Below are 16620 nucleotides of genomic sequence, written 5' to 3'. Positions count from 1 at the left end.
GTGCCGCCGGCCTGCGTAGCGAGTTTGAAAGACGAGTGTAGTATGGCGTTTGCGGTCGGGACGTTCGATGACGTCACCCCTCTTGGCGGATCTGCCTTTCGTTTGCGCGGATCTCGCGGCTTTCTTTACGGCGTCGTCGGCGCCGGATTTCTGACCTCCACATGGTTGATCGCGACCTTGGCGACAATGCACTCGGTGGCCGTGCCCGTTTCTCCGCCCGACAGATTCACGCAGGTGGCATCGGCGCCGAAGGCCAAACCGGCGATGCCCCACGAGCGGCTGATCCATGTCGGCAAGGCTGACCGGCTGGCCGCCTTCGATGCGAAGCCGAAGATGCCGCTGACGGCGAGCCTCATTCAATCCCACGCCGACAAGACTGCCGCCGCCGTAACGGCACTGGCGGCACTTACAAAACACAATCGGCTTGTCATGGCTGCCGAGCAGCCAGTCGTGGCGGCAATTTCGGACAGCGCCAAGTTCCGCAAGGATGATGTGATCACGCAGGCGCCGGTCGATGTCGCCTCGGCAGCGACGGAAGAACACGACGGCGACCGGGTCATCATTCCCTCGAAGGAGGCCGTTGCTGCTGCCGAACTCCCGGCCCTTCTGGCACTTGCCGATGCCGGATCCCGGCAGATCGCACCGGCTCCGGTCGAACCATCAGCATCTCCGGTCCGCACCGCCGCAATTCCCGCCTCGGAACCCGCACCGGTGGCCGTTGCCGCCGCCGACGACGCGCCGCCTTTCGATCTGGTGCTGACGCCCGACGAAGACTCCGTGCCGCTGCCGATGGCGCGTCCCGACGGCCTTATCGGCAAGCCGGCGCCGGTCGCCAAGGGTTCGCAGCGCGCCGGCGAACCTGCACTTGCCTACGCCCAGCCAAACTCGCCGATCGAGGACGACAAGTACGATGCAGTGCCACGCTACGACAAGCCGGTCTTCTCGCCGAAGCTGCGCGCCGGTGTGGCGATCTACGACATCGAGAACAGCACCGTCTATCTGCCGAACGGCGAGAGGCTGGAAGCCCATTCCGGTCTCGGCAAGATGCGCGACAACCCGCGTTTCGTGAATAAGAAGATGCACGGGCCGACGCCGCCGCACACCTATGCCCTCACCATGCGCGAGAGCCTTTTCCATGGTGTCGAGGCGCTGCGGCTGACCCCGCTCGAAGGCGCGGACGCCATCTATGACCGTGTCGGCCTGTTGGCCCACACCTACATGCTCGGCAAAAACGGTGATTCCAACGGCTGCGTCTCCTTCAAGGACTACCGCCGTTTCCTCGCCGCCTACAAGCGCGGTGACATCAAGCAGCTCGTGGTGGTGCCACGGCTGAACAACAAGCCCGCTTCGACGCTCGCCTCGCTGTTTTCATCGCGCAGCTAAGCAATAGGAGAGCGCGCAGCCGCTGGCGTGCCCGCGGGCGCTATTTCAACCAGGTTGCGATTCGCTCCACCGCCTCGGCGATCTCGGCTTCCGAGCCCGCATAAGACAGACGCAGGGTTCGATGTCCTTCCAGCGGATCGAAGTCGAGGCCGGGTGTTGCGGCGACGTCGATTTCCGCGAGCATGCGCTTGGCAAAACCCATGCTGTCATTGGTGAAGCGGGTGACGTCGAGATAGGCGTAGAAGGCGCCGTCCATCGGTGACGCGATCGCAAGGCCGATCTCCGGCAGGCGGCGCATCAGCAAGTCGCGGTTGGCGGCATAGCTCGCCTTATAAAGATCGAGTTCGTCGCCGGCACCGAGCGCGGCCGTGGCGGCGATCTGGGAAAGTTCGGGCGGGGAGATATAAAGGCTTTGCGCCACCCGCTCGATCGGCCGCACCAGGCGCTCCGGCAGCACCATCCAGCCGATTCGCCAGCCGGTCATGCAGTAATATTTGGAGAAGGAGTTGATGACGATCGCCTCGTCGGTCAGCTCCAGCGCGCTGGCCTCCTCGCCGGCGAAGGTCAGCCCGTGATAGATTTCATCGGAGATGAAGGCGATGGAATGGGCCGCGCAGTAGTCCGCGAGCGCTTTCAGCCCATCGCGAGCGGTCACCGTGCCGGTCGGGTTGGCGGGGCTTGCGAGCAGCACGCCTTTCAGCGTCACGCCGCTTTCCTTCTGCGCCGCCTCGAGGCTCTCAGGCGTCAGGGTGAAGTGGGTCTCGGCCGTTACAGGCACTTCGACAACCTTCAAGCCAAGCGCGCCGAGGATATTGCGATATGCGGGATAACCAGGCCTTGCGATCGCCACAGCATCGCCGGCATCGAAGAGCGACAGGAAGGCGAGGTTGAAGCCGGCCGAGGAACCGGTGGTGATGGCGATCCGCTTGGGATCGATCTCCAGGCCGTGGCGATCCTTATAGTGCCGGGCAAGTGCCGATTTCAGCAGCGCCGTTCCCAGCGCATCGGTATAACCGATCCGGCCTTCGGCAAGAGCTGCGCGCGCTGCTTCAAGGGCAGCCTGAGGGGCGGGATGCGAGGGCTGACCGACCGCCATCGAGATAACGGGCTGGCCGGCCGCCCGCCTTTTCGTCGCCTCCGCCAGGACGTCCATGGCATGAAATGGCTCGACTTCGCTGCGTTTCGATATGGAAAACAAGATCGCTTCTCGCTCGGCTACTTCACTGACGGCCTGACAATTGCCGCATTAATCGGCTCATCACAATCCCGCGAGGGTCACGCTGGGATGAAAATTCCTGTTTGAGCAGAACACAACGCACCGTACCTTGACGCGACGCACTCAAGTCCATAACCCGGCGACGGTCTTTTCGACAGAGAGACGACCACATCGCCGTTGACGAGGATATCATGGCCTTTCTTCCGAAAACCTTCACCGCACTGGCACTTGCCGCATCGATCGCCCTTCCGTTTCCGGCGGCAGCGCTCGACGACCAGCAGAAGAAGGAGTTCGGCGAATTCATCAAGCAATACCTGATCGAGAATCCCGAGATCATGCTCGATGTTCAGGATGCGCTGCAGAAGAAGCAGGAAGCCCAGCGGCTGGTGAAGGCCAATATGGCGATCGACGAGAACACGGCCGCGATCTTCGATTCGAAGAACGACGTCACCCTCGGCAATCCCAAGGGCGATGTCACCGTCGTCGAATTCTTCGATTACAATTGCAGCTACTGCCGTCACGCGCTTCCCGACATGCAGGCGATGCTCAAGAAGGACAAGAACGTTCGTTTCGTGCTCAAGGAGTTTCCGATCCTCGGGCCGGATTCGGTCGCAGCCCACAAGGTGGCCGACGCCTTCCGCAAGCTGGCGCCGGAGAAATATGCCGATTTCCATGTCGCGCTTCTCGGCGCCGAAGGCCGCGCCTCCGACGAAACGGCGATCGCGGTTGCAGCTTCGCTCGGCGTCAGCGAGAACAAGATTCGCGCCGAGATGGCAAAGAGCCCGAATGATGGTGTCGTCCAGGCGACCTACCAGCTCGCCTCCAGTCTCGGCATCAGCGGCACGCCGTCCTATGTGATCGGCAACGAACTGGTGCCGGGCGCCGTCGGGCTCGACGATCTCGAAGCCAAGGTCAAGAATATGCGCAGCTGCGGCAAGACCGCCTGCTGAGCAAGTGAGCCGCCAGCCGGCCGCCCATCAAATCGCCAAAATCGAAGCGTTTCGACCATGTGGACAAATGTGGCGTGATTCCGCTGGCCAATCCGTAAGGGCTTTCATTCAGCCTTCACGGAGTCTATAGGTTGCCGTCGTACATTTTACGGAACATTCGATGACGCAAACGATTTTCGTCCTGAACGGCCCCAACCTGAACATGCTGGGCAAACGAGAGCCCGGCATTTATGGTGGCAAGTCGCTGAAGGACATCGAAGCGGACTGCAAGGCCGCCGGCCGCGAACTCGGCTTCGACATCGATTTCCGTCAGAGCAATCACGAAGGTACGCTTGTGGACTGGTTCCATGAGGCCGACGAAAAGGCCGTCGGCGTTGCCATCAACGCAGGCGCCTATACGCATACTTCGGTCGCGCTGCATGATGCGATCCGCGCTATTTCCATTCCCGTCATTGAACTCCACATATCCAACGTTCATGCGCGGGAAGAATTCCGCCATAAGTCGATGATTGCGCCGGCATGCAAGGGCGTGATTTGCGGCTTCGGGCCTCATAGCTACATCCTGGCGCTTCATGCGCTGAAGAACATCACGGCATAAGAATAAGACAGGGCAACACCATGGCTGAAAAGAAATCGGGTATCGATCAGGCACTGATCCGCGATCTCGCCAATATCCTCAACGAGACGGATCTGACGGAGATCGAGGTCGAGCAGGACGACCTGCGCATTCGCGTTTCGCGTGCAGGCACGCCGCAATATGTCCAGGCGCCGATCGCAGCGCCTGCCTATGCCGCAGCCGCCGCTCCGGCAGCAGCAACTGCGCCGGCCGCCGCTCCCGCCCGCAATCCCGCCAATGTCGTCAGTGCGCCGATGGTCGGCACCGTCTACATGGCGCCGGCTCCCGGCGCGCGTGCCTTCATCGAAGTCGGCGCGACAGTCAAGGAAGGCCAGACGCTGATCATCATCGAAGCGATGAAAACGATGAACCAGATCCCCTCGCCGAAGTCGGGCAAGGTGACCGAGATCCTCGTCGATGACGGACATCCCGTCGAATACGGCCAAGCCCTCGTCGTCATCGAATAGGCCCATGCCCATGATTTCGAAAATCCTCATCGCCAATCGCGGGGAAATCGCCCTTCGCGTGCTTCGGGCCTGCAAGGAGCTCGGCATCGCCTGCGTCGTGGTTCATTCCACCGCCGACGCCGATGCCATGCATGTGCGGCTTGCCGACGAAAGTGTCTGCATCGGCCCGCCCTCCTCGCGCGAGAGCTATCTCAATATCCACCAGATCGTCGCCGCCTGCGAGATCACCGGCGCCGACGCCGTGCATCCGGGCTACGGCTTTCTGTCGGAGAATGCCAAGTTCGCGGATATTCTCGAAGCCCACGGCATCACCTTCATCGGGCCGACGGCGGATCATATCCGCATCATGGGCGACAAGATCACCGCCAAGACGACGGCGCTGGAACTCGGCATTCCCGTCGTTCCGGGCTCGGACGGCGAAGTGAAGACCGAAGAGGATGCGCTGAAGACGGCTGCTGAAATCGGCTATCCCGTGCTGATCAAGGCAACGGCCGGCGGCGGCGGACGCGGCATGAAGGTCGCCAAGAGCGAGGCCGACGTGATCGAGGCCTGGTCGACGGCGCGCACCGAAGCGGCGGCCGCCTTCGGCAACGATGCCGTCTATATGGAAAAATATCTCGGCAAGCCGCGGCACATCGAAATCCAGGTGTTCGGCGACGGCGAAGGCAATGCCATTCATCTTGGCGAGCGCGACTGCTCGCTGCAGCGGCGCCACCAGAAGGTCTGGGAAGAGGCGAATTCGCCGGCGCTCAACGTCGAGCAGCGGATGAAGATCGGCCAGGTCTGCGCCGACGCCATGAAGAAGCTGAAATATCGCGGCGCCGGCACGATCGAATTCCTCTACGAGAATGGCGAGTTCTATTTCATCGAAATGAACACCCGCCTGCAGGTGGAGCATCCGATCACGGAAGCGATCACTGGCATCGACCTCGTGCACGAGCAGATCCGCGTCGCCTCCGGCGGCGGTCTTTCGGTGACCCAGGATGAAGTGCATTTTTCCGGTCATGCCATCGAATGCCGCATCAATGCCGAGCACCCGCGCACCTTCGTGCCCTCGCCCGGCACGATCACGCATTTTCACGCCCCGGGTGGTCTCGGCGTACGCATCGATTCCGGTGCCTATCAGGGCTACAAAATCCCGCCTTATTACGACAGCCTCATCGGCAAGTTGATCGTGCACGGTCGCACGCGCGTCGAATGCATGATGCGGCTGCGCCGGGCACTCGACGAATTCGTCGTCGACGGCATCAATACGACGCTGCCGCTGTTCCAGGATCTCGTCTCCAACCAGGATATCGCCAACGGCGACTACGACATCCACTGGCTGGAAGACTACCTCGCCAACACACCGGCGGCATAGGGCGGGAATGGCAGGATCGCGCAGGAAGTCACCAGGCATCACCCCTGAAATCCTCCTGCGCGCCTATTCCATCGGCCTCTTCCCGATGGCCGAATCCGCCGACGACCCGGAAATTTTCTGGGTCGAGCCGGAATTGCGCGGCGTGCTGCCGTTCGACGATTTCCACGTGTCGAAGAGCCTTGCCAAGACGGTGCGCCGAAAACCCTTCGAGATCCGTTTCGATTACGCTTTCGATCAGGTGATAGCGGCTTGCGCGGAAGAGACCTCCGGGCGCCCAAGCACCTGGATCAACAGAACGATCAGATCCCTTTACTCGACGCTGTTCGACATGGGCCATGCCCATACCGTCGAAGCCTGGGACGGCGATGATCTGGTCGGCGGTCTCTACGGCGTCTCGCTGGGCTCGGCCTTCTTCGGCGAAAGCATGTTTTCGCGGCGAACGGATGCCTCGAAAATCTGCCTCGTGCATCTGGTCGAGCGGCTGCGGGAAAAAGGTTTCACCCTGCTCGATACACAATTCACCACCGAACACCTGAAGACGTTCGGAGCGATAGACGTTCCGAAGGCCGATTATGCCAATATGCTTGCCACGGCGATGGAGTCGCCACACCTTAAGTTTTAAGCTCCGAAAGATCAGGCGCCGGCGGTTAGCCGGATGCCGCGGCGCCCGGCAGTCGAGTTTATTTGCTCGGAGTCCCGGCGCTCAACAGCGCCCGGACCAATGCCGCCTGGCTGCGGACGCCTGTTTTGTCGAAGATGCGCTGCAACTGGGTGCGCAACGTGTTGACACTGACCCCAAGCTGATCGGAGGCGGCGGCGAGGTCGTGGCCATCGACGATCAGGCGAGCAAGCCGGGTCTGCGCCGGCGAGAGGCCGAAGACCTCCCGCGCGCTCGCAATCCGACGCACCACCGTCTCGGCGTCGTCGAAGGAAACCAGCGCCTTGCCGTCCTCGAGCAGGACCCAGCAGTAGAGCGGAATCCCCGCCGCGTCCTCGCCGAGCGCCACCGACCAGGCCTGCTTCGGCGCGATGTTCAAAGGTCTCTGGCTCTGCAACTCATGGAATGCCAGGCGCACCGCCTCGCGCAGCGCGACGTCGCGATCACGCCGCCGGGCGCGCAAGCGGCCGGCAGCGGCGACGAGCCCCGGATGGCCGCGAATCCGTTCCCGCGCCAGCCGGTTCGTCCAGAGGATTTTTGCATCCGCGTCGACCTCGATCAGCGAGCATCTCGCCTCCTCGACGCTGCTCTCCATCATTACCATGCAGCCGATCTTCCAGGCGCCGCCGATCCGGTGAAGTATCCGCAGTTGGCGCTTGCGATCCTCGCCGGTGTCGCTGCCGATCTGATCGAAGGTCACCCAGGCCATGTTGGCGTCAACGACGATGTTGACTTTTTCCCAGCGGACGCGCCCCTCGAAGGCGTGTTTCTCCGGGAATCGCTCCACGATCTTCTTGATCCGCGCCGCGATCGGGTCCCAACCTTCGTCCACCCGGACGCCCAGCGAGGCGAAGGCTTCCATCCGCCGGGTCTGCGGCGACTGCATCCAATGGCTCGCCAGCGCCTCGAAGTCCCGCTGCAGCCAGGCCTCGGTTTCGGCGCGGATCACCGCCATGATCGACGCCCGGTCAGCCTCGCTGTCGTCCATCTCCCGTTCCCCAGTGACAAGGGATCGCAGCATAGCATGATCGGTCTGTCTGACCATGACGACGCCTCATGCCTTGATGACGCCAGCCAGAAACAGCGTCACGCCGGCGGTCGTTGCGATCAGGCCGAGTAACCGAAGCCCCAAGGGCGGCGGCAGGGTGATCTGATTTCGGTAGTATCGGCCCTCGGCCGCGGCGTCCATCTGTGTGGGGCGGCGGTGGTTCGGCATGTGAGCAGCGACGAGACTCTGAAGATCCATTTGATGCCTCCTGGTTCGGGGCTTCATCTGAAACATTCTCGCACGCATCCGAGCCGTACCCTGTCATGCAGGCGGACGACATCGGGCTCAGAAGATCACGCTTGCCGCTGGGCCTCCCTTTGCACGAAGTAAGGAAATCGAAGACGTCATTGCGATCGTCACGAAGCACCTGCAGTTCGACGAAGGGAAGGTCTGGCGCGTTGGCGGGACGCTTTTTAGCGGGCTGTCGCCTTGGTGCCGTCAGGAGCCGGGACGTCCGAGTTTGCCTTGCAGTCCTTCAGCCAGACGTCGTAGATCGGGTGTTCGACGGCGTTAAGGCCCGGGCTGGCGGCGAACATCCAGCCGGTGAAGATGCGGCGGATCTTGCGGTCGAGGGTGATCTCGTCGACCTCGACGAAACCGTCGATCTTCTGTGCTTCGGCCTGGTCGCGCGAATAACAGGCCTTCGGCGTCACCTGCAGCGCGCCGAACTGAACCGTCTCGTTGACATAGACGTCGAAGGTGGTGATACGGCCGGTGATCTTGTCGAGGCCGGAGAAGACGGCTACCGGATTTTCGATGCGTGCGGCATTCGCCGCAACTGGCGGAAGCAAGGCCGAGAGCGCCAGCAGCGATCCGGCGGCACGCAGCACCCTGTTCCGCGTGAAGAGCTTCATGTGTACCCGTCTCCAGACATTCTTCGTTCGCAGCCGCGGTCAAGCGCGGCCAACCTGCGGGTAAAGGTCAATTGTGGCCAAAAGCCGGGTTTGGGATTGCCCCGGTCGAGCTGTCTCAGTTGCCCGGCGTCCAGGCGTCGTAATCGCCGGTGACGCGGGGACGCTCACCCGGAGCGGCAATGGAGCCAGGCGGACGGTAAGCCTGCGCAGAACCGGTGAAATTGGGGCGATGCGCTTTCTGCCATTCCTTGGCGACGTAGTTTTCCTTGGACGGGGGAACGTCGGTACGGTGATGCATCCAGCCATGCCAGCCCGGTGGAATGGCAGAGGCATCGGCATAACCCTTGTAGATCACCCAGCGCTTCGGCAGACCGTAGGAAGACATGCCGCCTTCGTAATAGACGTTGCCGAATTCATCCTCGCCGACGCGCTTGCCGAAACGCCAGGTCGCAAAACGCGTGCCCATCGTCTGACCGTTCCACCAGGTAAAGGTCTGAACCAGAAGATTCCACATGTCTTTTCCTTGTGCCCGCCAGATGCGAGCCAAACCAGAATTCGTTTTCTCGCTTATGCCGTTGCCAAGCCGAATTGTCCAGCGATTCCACGATAAGCACCGGTCATTTCAAAGCCATCTTGAAGCCGAGATGCGAGGGCTTGAAACCCAGTCTTTCATAGAAACGATGGGCATCCTTGCGGATCGCATTCGAGGTCAACTGCACCAATCGCACGCCGCGGCCTTTTGCCTCGGCAATGGCGAATTCGATCATCCGTGCGCCGATCCCCTGCCCGCGCATATCGGCCCGGGCCTGCACCGCCTCGATGATCATCGCCGAGGAACCGCGGCCGGTCAGCGAGGTCGTCACCATCATCTGGAAGGTGCCCACGACCTCACCGCCGCACTCCGCGACATAAAGCGCCTGGTCGGGCGAAGCCTCGATGGCTGCGAAGGCCCTGAGATAATCGGCAAAGGCGTCGGGATCGATCGTATCGCCATGACCACCGAGCGCATCGGCTGCGAATAGAGCCACCAGAGCCGGCAGATCCTGCGGCCGCGCTTGGCGAACGACAATGTCGGACAACGCGGACGCCTTGGACTCAATTCCCTTCGAGCGGTTTTTCGAAAATCAGCGTGGGAATGCCGGATTGCCCGGCCCCGCCATTCTCGTTGCGTCCAACCTCGGTGAAGCCGTGCGCGTGATAGAAGGCGATCGCTGCCACGTTCTGCGGCTCGACTTCGAGACGCATGATTTCCGCGTCCGGGAAGCAGCTTTCGAGTTCGGCGAAGAGATCGCGGCCGATGCCCTGGCGTTGCAGCGCCGGCCTGACATAGAGAAGATGCAGCATGACTGTCTTCGCCAGCTCAGGCGACATCGCCGCATACCCCATGCCGCCGATAGTGCGGCCATCGTCGGCAACGAGGAATTCAGCGTCCTTTCGCACCAGGCGCGTCTTCAGTGCGGCGAGAGAAAAGAGCTGGGTGGTGAGCTCATCCACCCTGGCCCTGCCATGCAGACCGTCATAGGTGGCGTGAAAGCTCTCTACCAGCAGGACGCGGACCTTTTCCAAGTCACGCTCGCCGGCCGTGCGGACGAAATACACCGCTTATTCCTCGATGCCGAGCTTCGCCTTGACGAGCGCCTGGACGGCCTGCGGATTGGCCTTGCCACCGGTCGCCTTCATCACCTGGCCGACGAACCATGCGGCCAGGGTCGGCTTCGCCTTGACCTTTTCCACCTGATCGGGATTGGCGGCAATGATCTCGTCCACGGCCTTTTCGATCGCGCCTGTATCCGTCACCTGCTTCATGCCGCGCGCTTCGACGATCTCGGCGGGATCGCCGCCCTCGCTCAGCACGATTTCGAAGAGGTCCTTGGCGATCTTGCCGGAAATGGTTCCAGCCTTGATGAGATCGATGATGGCGCCGAGCTGGACCGGCGAAACCGGTGTCTGCTCGATATCCTTGCCGGTGCGGTTCAGCGCGCCGAGCAGGTCGTTGATCACCCAGTTTGCCGCCATCTTGCCGTCACGGCCTGCAGCCACCGCCTCGAAATAATCGGCGATCGCCTTTTCGGAGACGAGCACCGAGGCGTCGTAGATCGACAGACCGAGTTCGCGCACGAAGCGCTCCTTCTTGTCGTCAGGCAATTCCGGCAGATCGGCTGCGAGCGCGGTGACGAAGGCATCGTCGAATTCGAGCGGTAGCAGGTCCGGATCGGGGAAATAGCGATAGTCGTGCGCATCCTCCTTGGAGCGCATGGAGCGCGTCTCGCCCTTGTTTGGGTCGAAGAGCCGCGTCTCCTGATCGATCTTGCCGCCATCCTCCAGAATACCGATCTGACGGCGGGCTTCGTATTCGATCGCCTGGCCAATGAAACGGATGGAGTTGACGTTCTTGATTTCGCAGCGCGTGCCGAAATCTTCGCCCGGACGGCGGACGGAGACGTTGACGTCGGCACGCATCGAACCTTCGTCCATGTTGCCGTCGCAAGTGCCGAGATAACGCACGATCGAGCGCAGCTTGGTCATATAGGCCTTGGCCTCGTCGGACGAGCGCATGTCGGGCTTGGAGACGATCTCCATCAGCGCGACGCCGGAGCGGTTCAGATCGACATAGGACATGGTCGCGTGCTGGTCGTGCATCGACTTGCCGGCATCCTGCTCCAGATGCAGGCGCTCGATGCCGATCTCGATATCCTCGAACTGGCCCTGGCGGTCCGGCCCGAGCGAAATGACGATCTTGCCCTCGCCGACGATCGGATCCTTGAACTGCGAGATCTGATAGCCCTGCGGCAGGTCGGGATAGAAATAGTTCTTGCGGTCGAAGAGCGAGCGCTTGTTGATCTGGGCTTTGAGGCCGAGACCGGTGCGCACGGCCTGCCTGACGCATTCCTCGTTGATGACCGGCAGCATGCCGGGCATGGCGGCATCGACCAGCGAGACATTCGAATTCTGCGGCTTGCCGAATTCCGTCGAGGCGCCGGAGAAGAGCTTCGAATTGGAGAGCACCTGGGCATGGACTTCCAAGCCGACGATGACTTCCCAGTCGCCGGTGGCGCCGGGGATGAAGCGTTTCGGATCAGGCGTGCGGACGTCGACAAGGGTCATCTGATACTCTTTGCAGGCTGTTCTTTTCCATTCGTGAGGTAAAGGAAATGGCGTGCCGGTGCAAGGCTTTCGCGGAATCGCATGGCAGTTGCCGCCGGCCGCTTCTGCCCGCAGAGAAAGGCCGCTTTGCACCAGGAGCGGCCATGCATTTCATGGACACGAACCGATGGACAAGAGTTTCGACCGCCCCGATTGTCGATACCATAGTGATCTCTATCTTCAGTAAAAATACCTTGGACCGAAAGCTCCCATGGGAAGACTGAAGGAAATCGTGGTTGATTGCGACGTCCCCTCACGGGTTGCTCGTTTCTGGGCGGCTGCGCTCGATGGTTATGAAGTGATGCCTTATGACGATGATGAGTTGGCCCGCCTCGCCGCGATAGGACTGACGCCCGACACGGACCCGACCGTGATGGTCGATGGTCCCGGAACACGCCTTTGCTTCCACCTTCGCCAAGGAGAACGTCCAGCCCGCAACCGTGTTCATCTCGATATCGCCGCTGACGATCGGGAGAAAGAAGTGAAACGGCTCTTATCCCTCGGCGCGACATTGGTGCGCGAGACGGATGCTTACTGCGTATTGAATGATCCCGAAGGCAATAATTTTTGCGTCACGTCCGATTATCTGCCATAGGCTTAACCGCATCCGGCGGCATTTGTCAGAATTCCTGCCCGTATCCGCCCTTACCGTCCGAAACCAGCGTTTTCGTCAGCCCGACCGAGGGCACGTCGCGGTCGAGCTTCGGATTATAGGCGACCGAGAGCCAGTGGATGCTGTAGCCGTGTTTCCGGAAGAAGCCGATCGCCTCGTTGTTGCCGGAATGGGTCTGCATCGCCGCCTTCTCGAAACCTCGATCAGCGATCTCCTTTTCGATCCGCTCAAGGAGGGCGGAGCCCAGCCCCTGGCGGGCGAAGACGGGATCGATCCAGAAATCCGAGATGGTTTCGTCCAAACCCTCGCGCGCCGCCCAGCCTGCGACCTGGCCATTCTGCTCGACGACGGTGATGGTCAGCCAGTCGTTTTCCACGAAGTTGCGAAAGGCGTTGCGGGCTGCATCGATCATCGCGTGCGATTCGCCGATCGCCGCCATCGCCTTTTGCCAGGCCCTCAGCCCGATCTCGCTCAATAGCACCGCTTCGCCGTCGCGGGCATTGCGAATGTGGATCAACGACACCTCCGCGTTATCCCGCAACTAGACCATTGAGTCGCCGAATTTACCAGTACCCCCCTGGGGGATGATGGCTGGAAACTGCGGTACTCGACCGGTTTGATCGGCAAGCACGGTCTTGACCGCCATTTCCGCGCTGAATAAAAAACCTTATCGAGGTGTTTTATGTTGAGCCTGTCACAGACCCGGTAAAGGCCCTGCCCGCAAGTCCGCTTGCGCGCAAGGGCCCGAAAAAAACGAAGCCCTGACGTTCGAAAGAGCGCCAGATCGTTTTTGTGCGCCCTGCAGGGCGCGATACCGGATCTCAACACATGGACATTTCCCGCACGGAGCAGCGCATCCTGCATCTCATGGCCCAAGGCGGCCGCATCGAAATTTCTCGCGACGACGACAGGAAGATCGAGGCAGTCAGCTGCTTCACCCGCGACGGCTGGCTCTATCCCGGCGTCGATCTCGATCTCTTTCGCAGGCTGAAGCGGCTGAGAGCGATCAAGTCCTCCAGCGGCCAGCCCTACCGGATCACCGAAAGAGGACTGAGCTTGGTCAGGGCGCAATTGAACAACAGGTAATGCACTCAGCCACCCTGACTACGCTCGAACCGGCGCGGTCAGGGTGTCGTCTCAAGCCTTTGCGGAAAGTTCCGACCGCATCGCCGACCATTCGTCGGCCATCGTGCCCGTGCCGCGCGTCTTGCCGGCTCGGCGATACCAGTAATCGGCATTCCAGTCGTCGCCCTCGATGCGATGGCAAAGCGCATGGCCCCAGTCGAACGGCTGTTGACCTTCGTGGCGCTGGCAGATTTCGTGTACCGCCTGCCAATCCGCGCCCATGGTGAAACCGGCGGCAGCAAGACTGTCGATTGCCTCGATCAATCGCGCAAGATCAATGCTCGCCATAAGCTCCTCCTGGTTCCCGTTATCGATCAGCCAGCCGCTTCTTAAGATGCACCTTTTCGAGGTCGACGCCGCTCGTGGAAGAGCCGGATCGTTGGATTCGTTACCACCACTTCGCCGGCGTAAACCGGCCGGCTGCCTGCTCGATGACGTGGGCGGTCTTGAAAAGGGTTTCCTCGTCGAACGGCTTGCCGATCAGTTGCAGCCCGAGCGGCAGGCCCTTCTGGTCGACGCCAGCGGGCACGGCGATGCCCGGCAGGCCCGCCATGTTGACCGTCACCGTGAAGATGTCGTTCAGATACATCTTCACCGGATCGGAAGCGAGGTTCTCATCGGCGACGCCGAAGGCAGACGACGGTGTTGCCGGTGTCAGGATGGCATCGACGCCGGCGTCGAAGGCGAGTTCGAAATCGCGCTTGATCAGCGTCCGGACCTTCTGGGCGCGGATGTAATAGGCATCGTAATAACCGGCCGACAACACATAAGTGCCGATCATGATGCGGCGCTTGACTTCCTTGCCGAAGCCGGCGGCGCGCGTCTTCTCGTACATGTCGACGATATCCTTGCCGTCGACGCGCAAGCCGTACCGGACGCCGTCGTAGCGCGCCAGGTTCGAGGATGCCTCGGCGGGAGCGACGATGTAATAGGCCGGAAGGGCGTATTTGGTGTGCGGCAGCGAGATGTCGACGATTTCGGCGCCGGCATCCTTCAGCCAGGCGATGCCCTGGCGCCAGAGGGTCTCGATTTCCTCAGGCATGCCATCGACACGGTATTCGTTCGGAATGCCGATCCTCATGCCCTTCAGCGACTGGCCGAGAGCTGCCTCGTAATCCGGCACCGGCAGATCGACCGAGGTCGTGTCCTTGGCGTCGACGCTTGCCATCGACTTCAAAAGGATTGCGGCGTCGCGCACGTCGCGGGCGATCGGGCCCGCCTGGTCGAGCGAGGAGGCGAAGGCGACCGTGCCCCAGCGCGAGCAGCGGCCATAGGTCGGCTTGATGCCGACGGTGCCGGTGAATGCGGCCGGCTGGCGGATCGAGCCGCCGGTATCGGTCGCGGTGGCGCCGGCGCAAAGATGCGCGGCGACGGCTGCTGCTGAGCCGCCGGAGGAGCCGCCCGGAACGAGCTGCTGGTTGGAGCCCGCAGCACGCCAGGGATTGATCACCGGGCCGTAGTGCGAGGTTTCGTTGGACGAACCCATGGCGAATTCGTCCATATTAAGCTTGCCCAGCATGACGGCGCCGTCATCCCAGAGGTTCTGCGTGACGGTCGATTCATAACGCGGCTCGAAACCGTCGAGAATGTGGCTGCAAGCCTGGGTGTGCACACCGACGGTGGCGAAAAGATCCTTGATGCCGAGCGGAATGCCCTCGAGATCGCCTGCCTTGCCGGCAGCGATACGCTCGTCGGAGTTCTTCGCCATGACCCGGGCGAGATCGGGCGTGACCTTTATATAGGCATTCAGATGAGCATTGGCCGCATCGATCGCCGAGATATAGGCCTCGGTCAGTTCGAGTGCGGTGATCTCCTTGGCGCGCAGCTTCTGGCGGGCTTCGGCAATGGTCAGGCTGGTGAGTTCGCTCATCGTATTTTCGCTTCAGATCTGGAAATGGCAACAGGGTCGGAAAGAGGCGTTGAGCCCTATTCGACGACTTTCGGCACCAGGAAAAAATTGTGGTCGGTGACGGGCGCATTGGCGACGATATCGGCGGCCTTGCTGCCGTCGGTCACCGCATCGGTCCGCTTCTTCATCGCCATCGGGGTGACGGATGTCATCGCCTCGACGCCATCGACATTGACTTCGGAGAGTTGCTCGACGAAGCCGAGGATGCCGTTCAGCTCGCCGACCATGCGATTTGCCTCGTCTTCGGAGACGGCAATGCGGGCAAGGTGGGCAACGCGCTTCACGGTGGCAAGGTCGACGGACATGGCATTCTCCGGATAGGATTTTTCCTACCCGCTATAAAGGCCATGTCCGCCCGGTGCAACGGGATTTCGTCAGATCGACAGGCTCTCGGCGGGCTTCAGCGCCTTCACATCAGTCTCAGATCCTTCCATGCCGGCAACGAATTTATCGGCCGTCTGCTCGATGATCGGGAAGGTACCGTAGTGGCAAGGGATCGCGGTCTTGAAGCTGAAATAGCGCCGGCAGGCAAGGGCTGCCACGGCGCCGCCCATGGTGAAGCGGTCGCCAATCGGCACGAGGCCGATATCGGGCTGGTGCAATTCATTGATCAGCGCCATGTCGGAAAAGATGTCGGTGTCGCCCATGGCAAGGATCGAGGCTTCGTCGTCGAAATGCAGCATCAGGCCGTTGGCGTTGCCGAGCGCATGCGAGACGCCGTCCTCGGTGATATGCGCGGAGGAGTGCAGCGCATTGGTGAAGGTCGCCGAGAAGCCGCCGAGCGCGATCGTGCCGCCGGTATTGCCCATCTCGATCTTGTCGACGCCCCTGGAGCCGAGCCAGGCGGCGAGATCGGCATTGGCGAGAACGACGGCGCCGGTTTCCTTGGCAAGCGCCACGGTATCGCCGACATGGTCGCCATGGCCATGCGTCAGCAGGATATGGGTGACGCCTGCCGAAACATCCTTCATATCCTGGCCGGAAAAGGAGGCGTTATGGCTGAGGAATGGGTCGAGCAGGATTTTCGCCTTTCCAGTCTCGATGCGGAAGGCGGAATGGCCGAGCCAGGTGATCTTCATGAAATGTCTCCTTTATTACGCAATGCAAAAGCGGGTTTCGATGGGAAATCCGGATGATCTTGGCCGGATCGGCCTCAATCTCAATCCGCATCTCAATCAGGGAATTGGAGCATGACGTCGTCCGAAAACCGTTCACACTTTTCGGCATCATGCTCTAAGGACATATCTTATGCGGCCGCAAAGAAAAGCAGCGGCGAC

Annotated in this window: 22 protein-coding genes; 9 read left to right on the top strand and 13 right to left on the bottom strand. The window is 61.3% G+C overall.

Annotation, left to right across the window (positions count from 1 at the left end):
- The first annotated feature begins 42 nt into the window (after nucleotides 1-42).
- Nucleotides 43-1383: a DUF2778 domain-containing protein gene (locus HJB84_RS16065; RefSeq protein ID WP_221116337.1), complete on the top strand. Its 1341-nt coding sequence runs from the start codon at nucleotides 43-45 to the stop codon at nucleotides 1381-1383.
- Nucleotides 1384-1423: 40 nt separating this feature from the next.
- Here HJB84_RS16065 and HJB84_RS16060 read toward each other — a convergent pair whose 3' ends face one another.
- Nucleotides 1424-2581 carry a pyridoxal phosphate-dependent aminotransferase gene (locus HJB84_RS16060; RefSeq protein WP_207584007.1) on the bottom strand — a complete coding sequence of 386 codons (1158 nt, stop codon included), beginning with the start codon at nucleotides 2579-2581 and terminating at the stop codon, nucleotides 1424-1426.
- Between HJB84_RS16060 and HJB84_RS16055 the strand changes: the two genes are divergently transcribed.
- The 6 genes from HJB84_RS16055 to aat all read left to right on the top strand — a co-directional run bounded on the left by HJB84_RS16055 (nucleotide 2540) and on the right by aat (nucleotide 6614).
- Nucleotides 2540-2686 carry a hypothetical protein gene (locus HJB84_RS16055; protein ID WP_207584409.1) on the top strand — a complete coding sequence of 49 codons (147 nt, stop codon included), beginning with the start codon at nucleotides 2540-2542 and terminating at the stop codon, nucleotides 2684-2686. The genes HJB84_RS16060 and HJB84_RS16055 overlap by 42 nt on opposite strands.
- A gap of 104 nt (nucleotides 2687-2790) precedes the next feature.
- A complete protein-coding gene (locus tag HJB84_RS16050) occupies nucleotides 2791-3549 on the top strand; it encodes a DsbA family protein (RefSeq protein ID WP_207584006.1) in 759 nt (252 codons plus the stop codon).
- Between the two features lie 160 nt (nucleotides 3550-3709).
- Nucleotides 3710-4147, top strand: a complete 438-nt coding sequence (gene aroQ / locus HJB84_RS16045) for a type II 3-dehydroquinate dehydratase (RefSeq protein WP_221116336.1) — start codon at nucleotides 3710-3712, stop codon at nucleotides 4145-4147.
- A 20-nt stretch (nucleotides 4148-4167) separates the two neighbouring features.
- The gene (accB, locus tag HJB84_RS16040; protein WP_207584005.1) at nucleotides 4168-4632 is read left to right on the top strand and encodes an acetyl-CoA carboxylase biotin carboxyl carrier protein; all 465 of its coding nucleotides are present in this window, start codon (nucleotides 4168-4170) and stop codon (nucleotides 4630-4632) included.
- Nucleotides 4633-4636: 4 nt separating this feature from the next.
- The gene (gene accC, locus HJB84_RS16035) at nucleotides 4637-5992 is read left to right on the top strand and encodes an acetyl-CoA carboxylase biotin carboxylase subunit (RefSeq protein ID WP_207584004.1); all 1356 of its coding nucleotides are present in this window, start codon (nucleotides 4637-4639) and stop codon (nucleotides 5990-5992) included.
- 7 nt (nucleotides 5993-5999) lie between these two features.
- Nucleotides 6000-6614, top strand: coding sequence for a leucyl/phenylalanyl-tRNA--protein transferase (gene aat / locus HJB84_RS16030; RefSeq protein WP_221116335.1), 615 nt, complete (start codon nucleotides 6000-6002; stop codon nucleotides 6612-6614).
- 58 nt (nucleotides 6615-6672) lie between these two features.
- Here aat and HJB84_RS16025 read toward each other — a convergent pair whose 3' ends face one another.
- From HJB84_RS16025 to gatB, 7 genes are all read right to left on the bottom strand, one after another.
- Nucleotides 6673-7695 (bottom strand): helix-turn-helix transcriptional regulator, encoded by a 1023-nt coding sequence (locus HJB84_RS16025; RefSeq protein WP_207584002.1) that lies wholly within the window; start codon nucleotides 7693-7695, stop codon nucleotides 6673-6675.
- A gap of 9 nt (nucleotides 7696-7704) precedes the next feature.
- Nucleotides 7705-7896, bottom strand: coding sequence for a hypothetical protein (locus tag HJB84_RS16020; RefSeq protein WP_207584001.1), 192 nt, complete (start codon nucleotides 7894-7896; stop codon nucleotides 7705-7707).
- A 215-nt stretch (nucleotides 7897-8111) separates the two neighbouring features.
- On the bottom strand, nucleotides 8112-8552 hold the full coding sequence (locus HJB84_RS16015; protein WP_164009333.1) for a DUF2155 domain-containing protein: 441 nt from the start codon (nucleotides 8550-8552) through the stop codon (nucleotides 8112-8114).
- Nucleotides 8553-8667: 115 nt separating this feature from the next.
- The gene (locus HJB84_RS16010) at nucleotides 8668-9066 is read right to left on the bottom strand and encodes an NADH:ubiquinone oxidoreductase subunit NDUFA12 (protein ID WP_221116334.1); all 399 of its coding nucleotides are present in this window, start codon (nucleotides 9064-9066) and stop codon (nucleotides 8668-8670) included.
- A gap of 103 nt (nucleotides 9067-9169) precedes the next feature.
- Nucleotides 9170-9631, bottom strand: a complete 462-nt coding sequence (locus HJB84_RS16005; RefSeq protein ID WP_221116333.1) for a GNAT family N-acetyltransferase — start codon at nucleotides 9629-9631, stop codon at nucleotides 9170-9172.
- A 16-nt stretch (nucleotides 9632-9647) separates the two neighbouring features.
- Complete coding sequence (locus HJB84_RS16000; protein ID WP_207583998.1) at nucleotides 9648-10151, bottom strand: GNAT family N-acetyltransferase; 504 nt, start codon at nucleotides 10149-10151, stop codon at nucleotides 9648-9650.
- A 3-nt stretch (nucleotides 10152-10154) separates the two neighbouring features.
- Nucleotides 10155-11657 carry an Asp-tRNA(Asn)/Glu-tRNA(Gln) amidotransferase subunit GatB gene (gatB, locus tag HJB84_RS15995; RefSeq protein WP_221116332.1) on the bottom strand — a complete coding sequence of 501 codons (1503 nt, stop codon included), beginning with the start codon at nucleotides 11655-11657 and terminating at the stop codon, nucleotides 10155-10157.
- A gap of 250 nt (nucleotides 11658-11907) precedes the next feature.
- Between gatB and HJB84_RS15990 the strand changes: the two genes are divergently transcribed.
- Nucleotides 11908-12291, top strand: a complete 384-nt coding sequence (locus HJB84_RS15990) for a VOC family protein (RefSeq protein ID WP_221116331.1) — start codon at nucleotides 11908-11910, stop codon at nucleotides 12289-12291.
- 25 nt (nucleotides 12292-12316) lie between these two features.
- Here the strand turns inward: HJB84_RS15990 and HJB84_RS15985 are convergent, their stop codons facing one another.
- Complete coding sequence (locus HJB84_RS15985) at nucleotides 12317-12826, bottom strand: GNAT family N-acetyltransferase (protein ID WP_221116330.1); 510 nt, start codon at nucleotides 12824-12826, stop codon at nucleotides 12317-12319.
- A gap of 311 nt (nucleotides 12827-13137) precedes the next feature.
- Between HJB84_RS15985 and HJB84_RS15980 the strand changes: the two genes are divergently transcribed.
- Nucleotides 13138-13395: a YjhX family toxin gene (locus HJB84_RS15980; RefSeq protein ID WP_207583994.1), complete on the top strand. Its 258-nt coding sequence runs from the start codon at nucleotides 13138-13140 to the stop codon at nucleotides 13393-13395.
- A gap of 51 nt (nucleotides 13396-13446) precedes the next feature.
- Here the strand turns inward: HJB84_RS15980 and HJB84_RS15975 are convergent, their stop codons facing one another.
- The 4 genes from HJB84_RS15975 to HJB84_RS15960 all read right to left on the bottom strand — a co-directional run bounded on the left by HJB84_RS15975 (nucleotide 13447) and on the right by HJB84_RS15960 (nucleotide 16422).
- On the bottom strand, nucleotides 13447-13722 hold the full coding sequence (locus HJB84_RS15975) for a hypothetical protein (protein WP_207583993.1): 276 nt from the start codon (nucleotides 13720-13722) through the stop codon (nucleotides 13447-13449).
- Nucleotides 13723-13822: 100 nt separating this feature from the next.
- The gene (gatA, locus tag HJB84_RS15970) at nucleotides 13823-15304 is read right to left on the bottom strand and encodes an Asp-tRNA(Asn)/Glu-tRNA(Gln) amidotransferase subunit GatA (protein WP_207583992.1); all 1482 of its coding nucleotides are present in this window, start codon (nucleotides 15302-15304) and stop codon (nucleotides 13823-13825) included.
- A 56-nt stretch (nucleotides 15305-15360) separates the two neighbouring features.
- Nucleotides 15361-15648, bottom strand: coding sequence for an Asp-tRNA(Asn)/Glu-tRNA(Gln) amidotransferase subunit GatC (gene gatC / locus HJB84_RS15965; RefSeq protein ID WP_049734290.1), 288 nt, complete (start codon nucleotides 15646-15648; stop codon nucleotides 15361-15363).
- A gap of 69 nt (nucleotides 15649-15717) precedes the next feature.
- Nucleotides 15718-16422, bottom strand: coding sequence for a metal-dependent hydrolase (locus HJB84_RS15960; protein WP_221116329.1), 705 nt, complete (start codon nucleotides 16420-16422; stop codon nucleotides 15718-15720).
- Between the last annotated feature and the right edge of the window lie 198 nt (nucleotides 16423-16620).

Origin of the sequence: Rhizobium sp. NZLR1b (assembly GCF_019685155.1) — a bacterium.
GTDB lineage: Bacteria > Pseudomonadota > Alphaproteobacteria > Rhizobiales > Rhizobiaceae > Rhizobium.
This window is presented reverse-complemented; position numbering and strand designations above follow the sequence as displayed.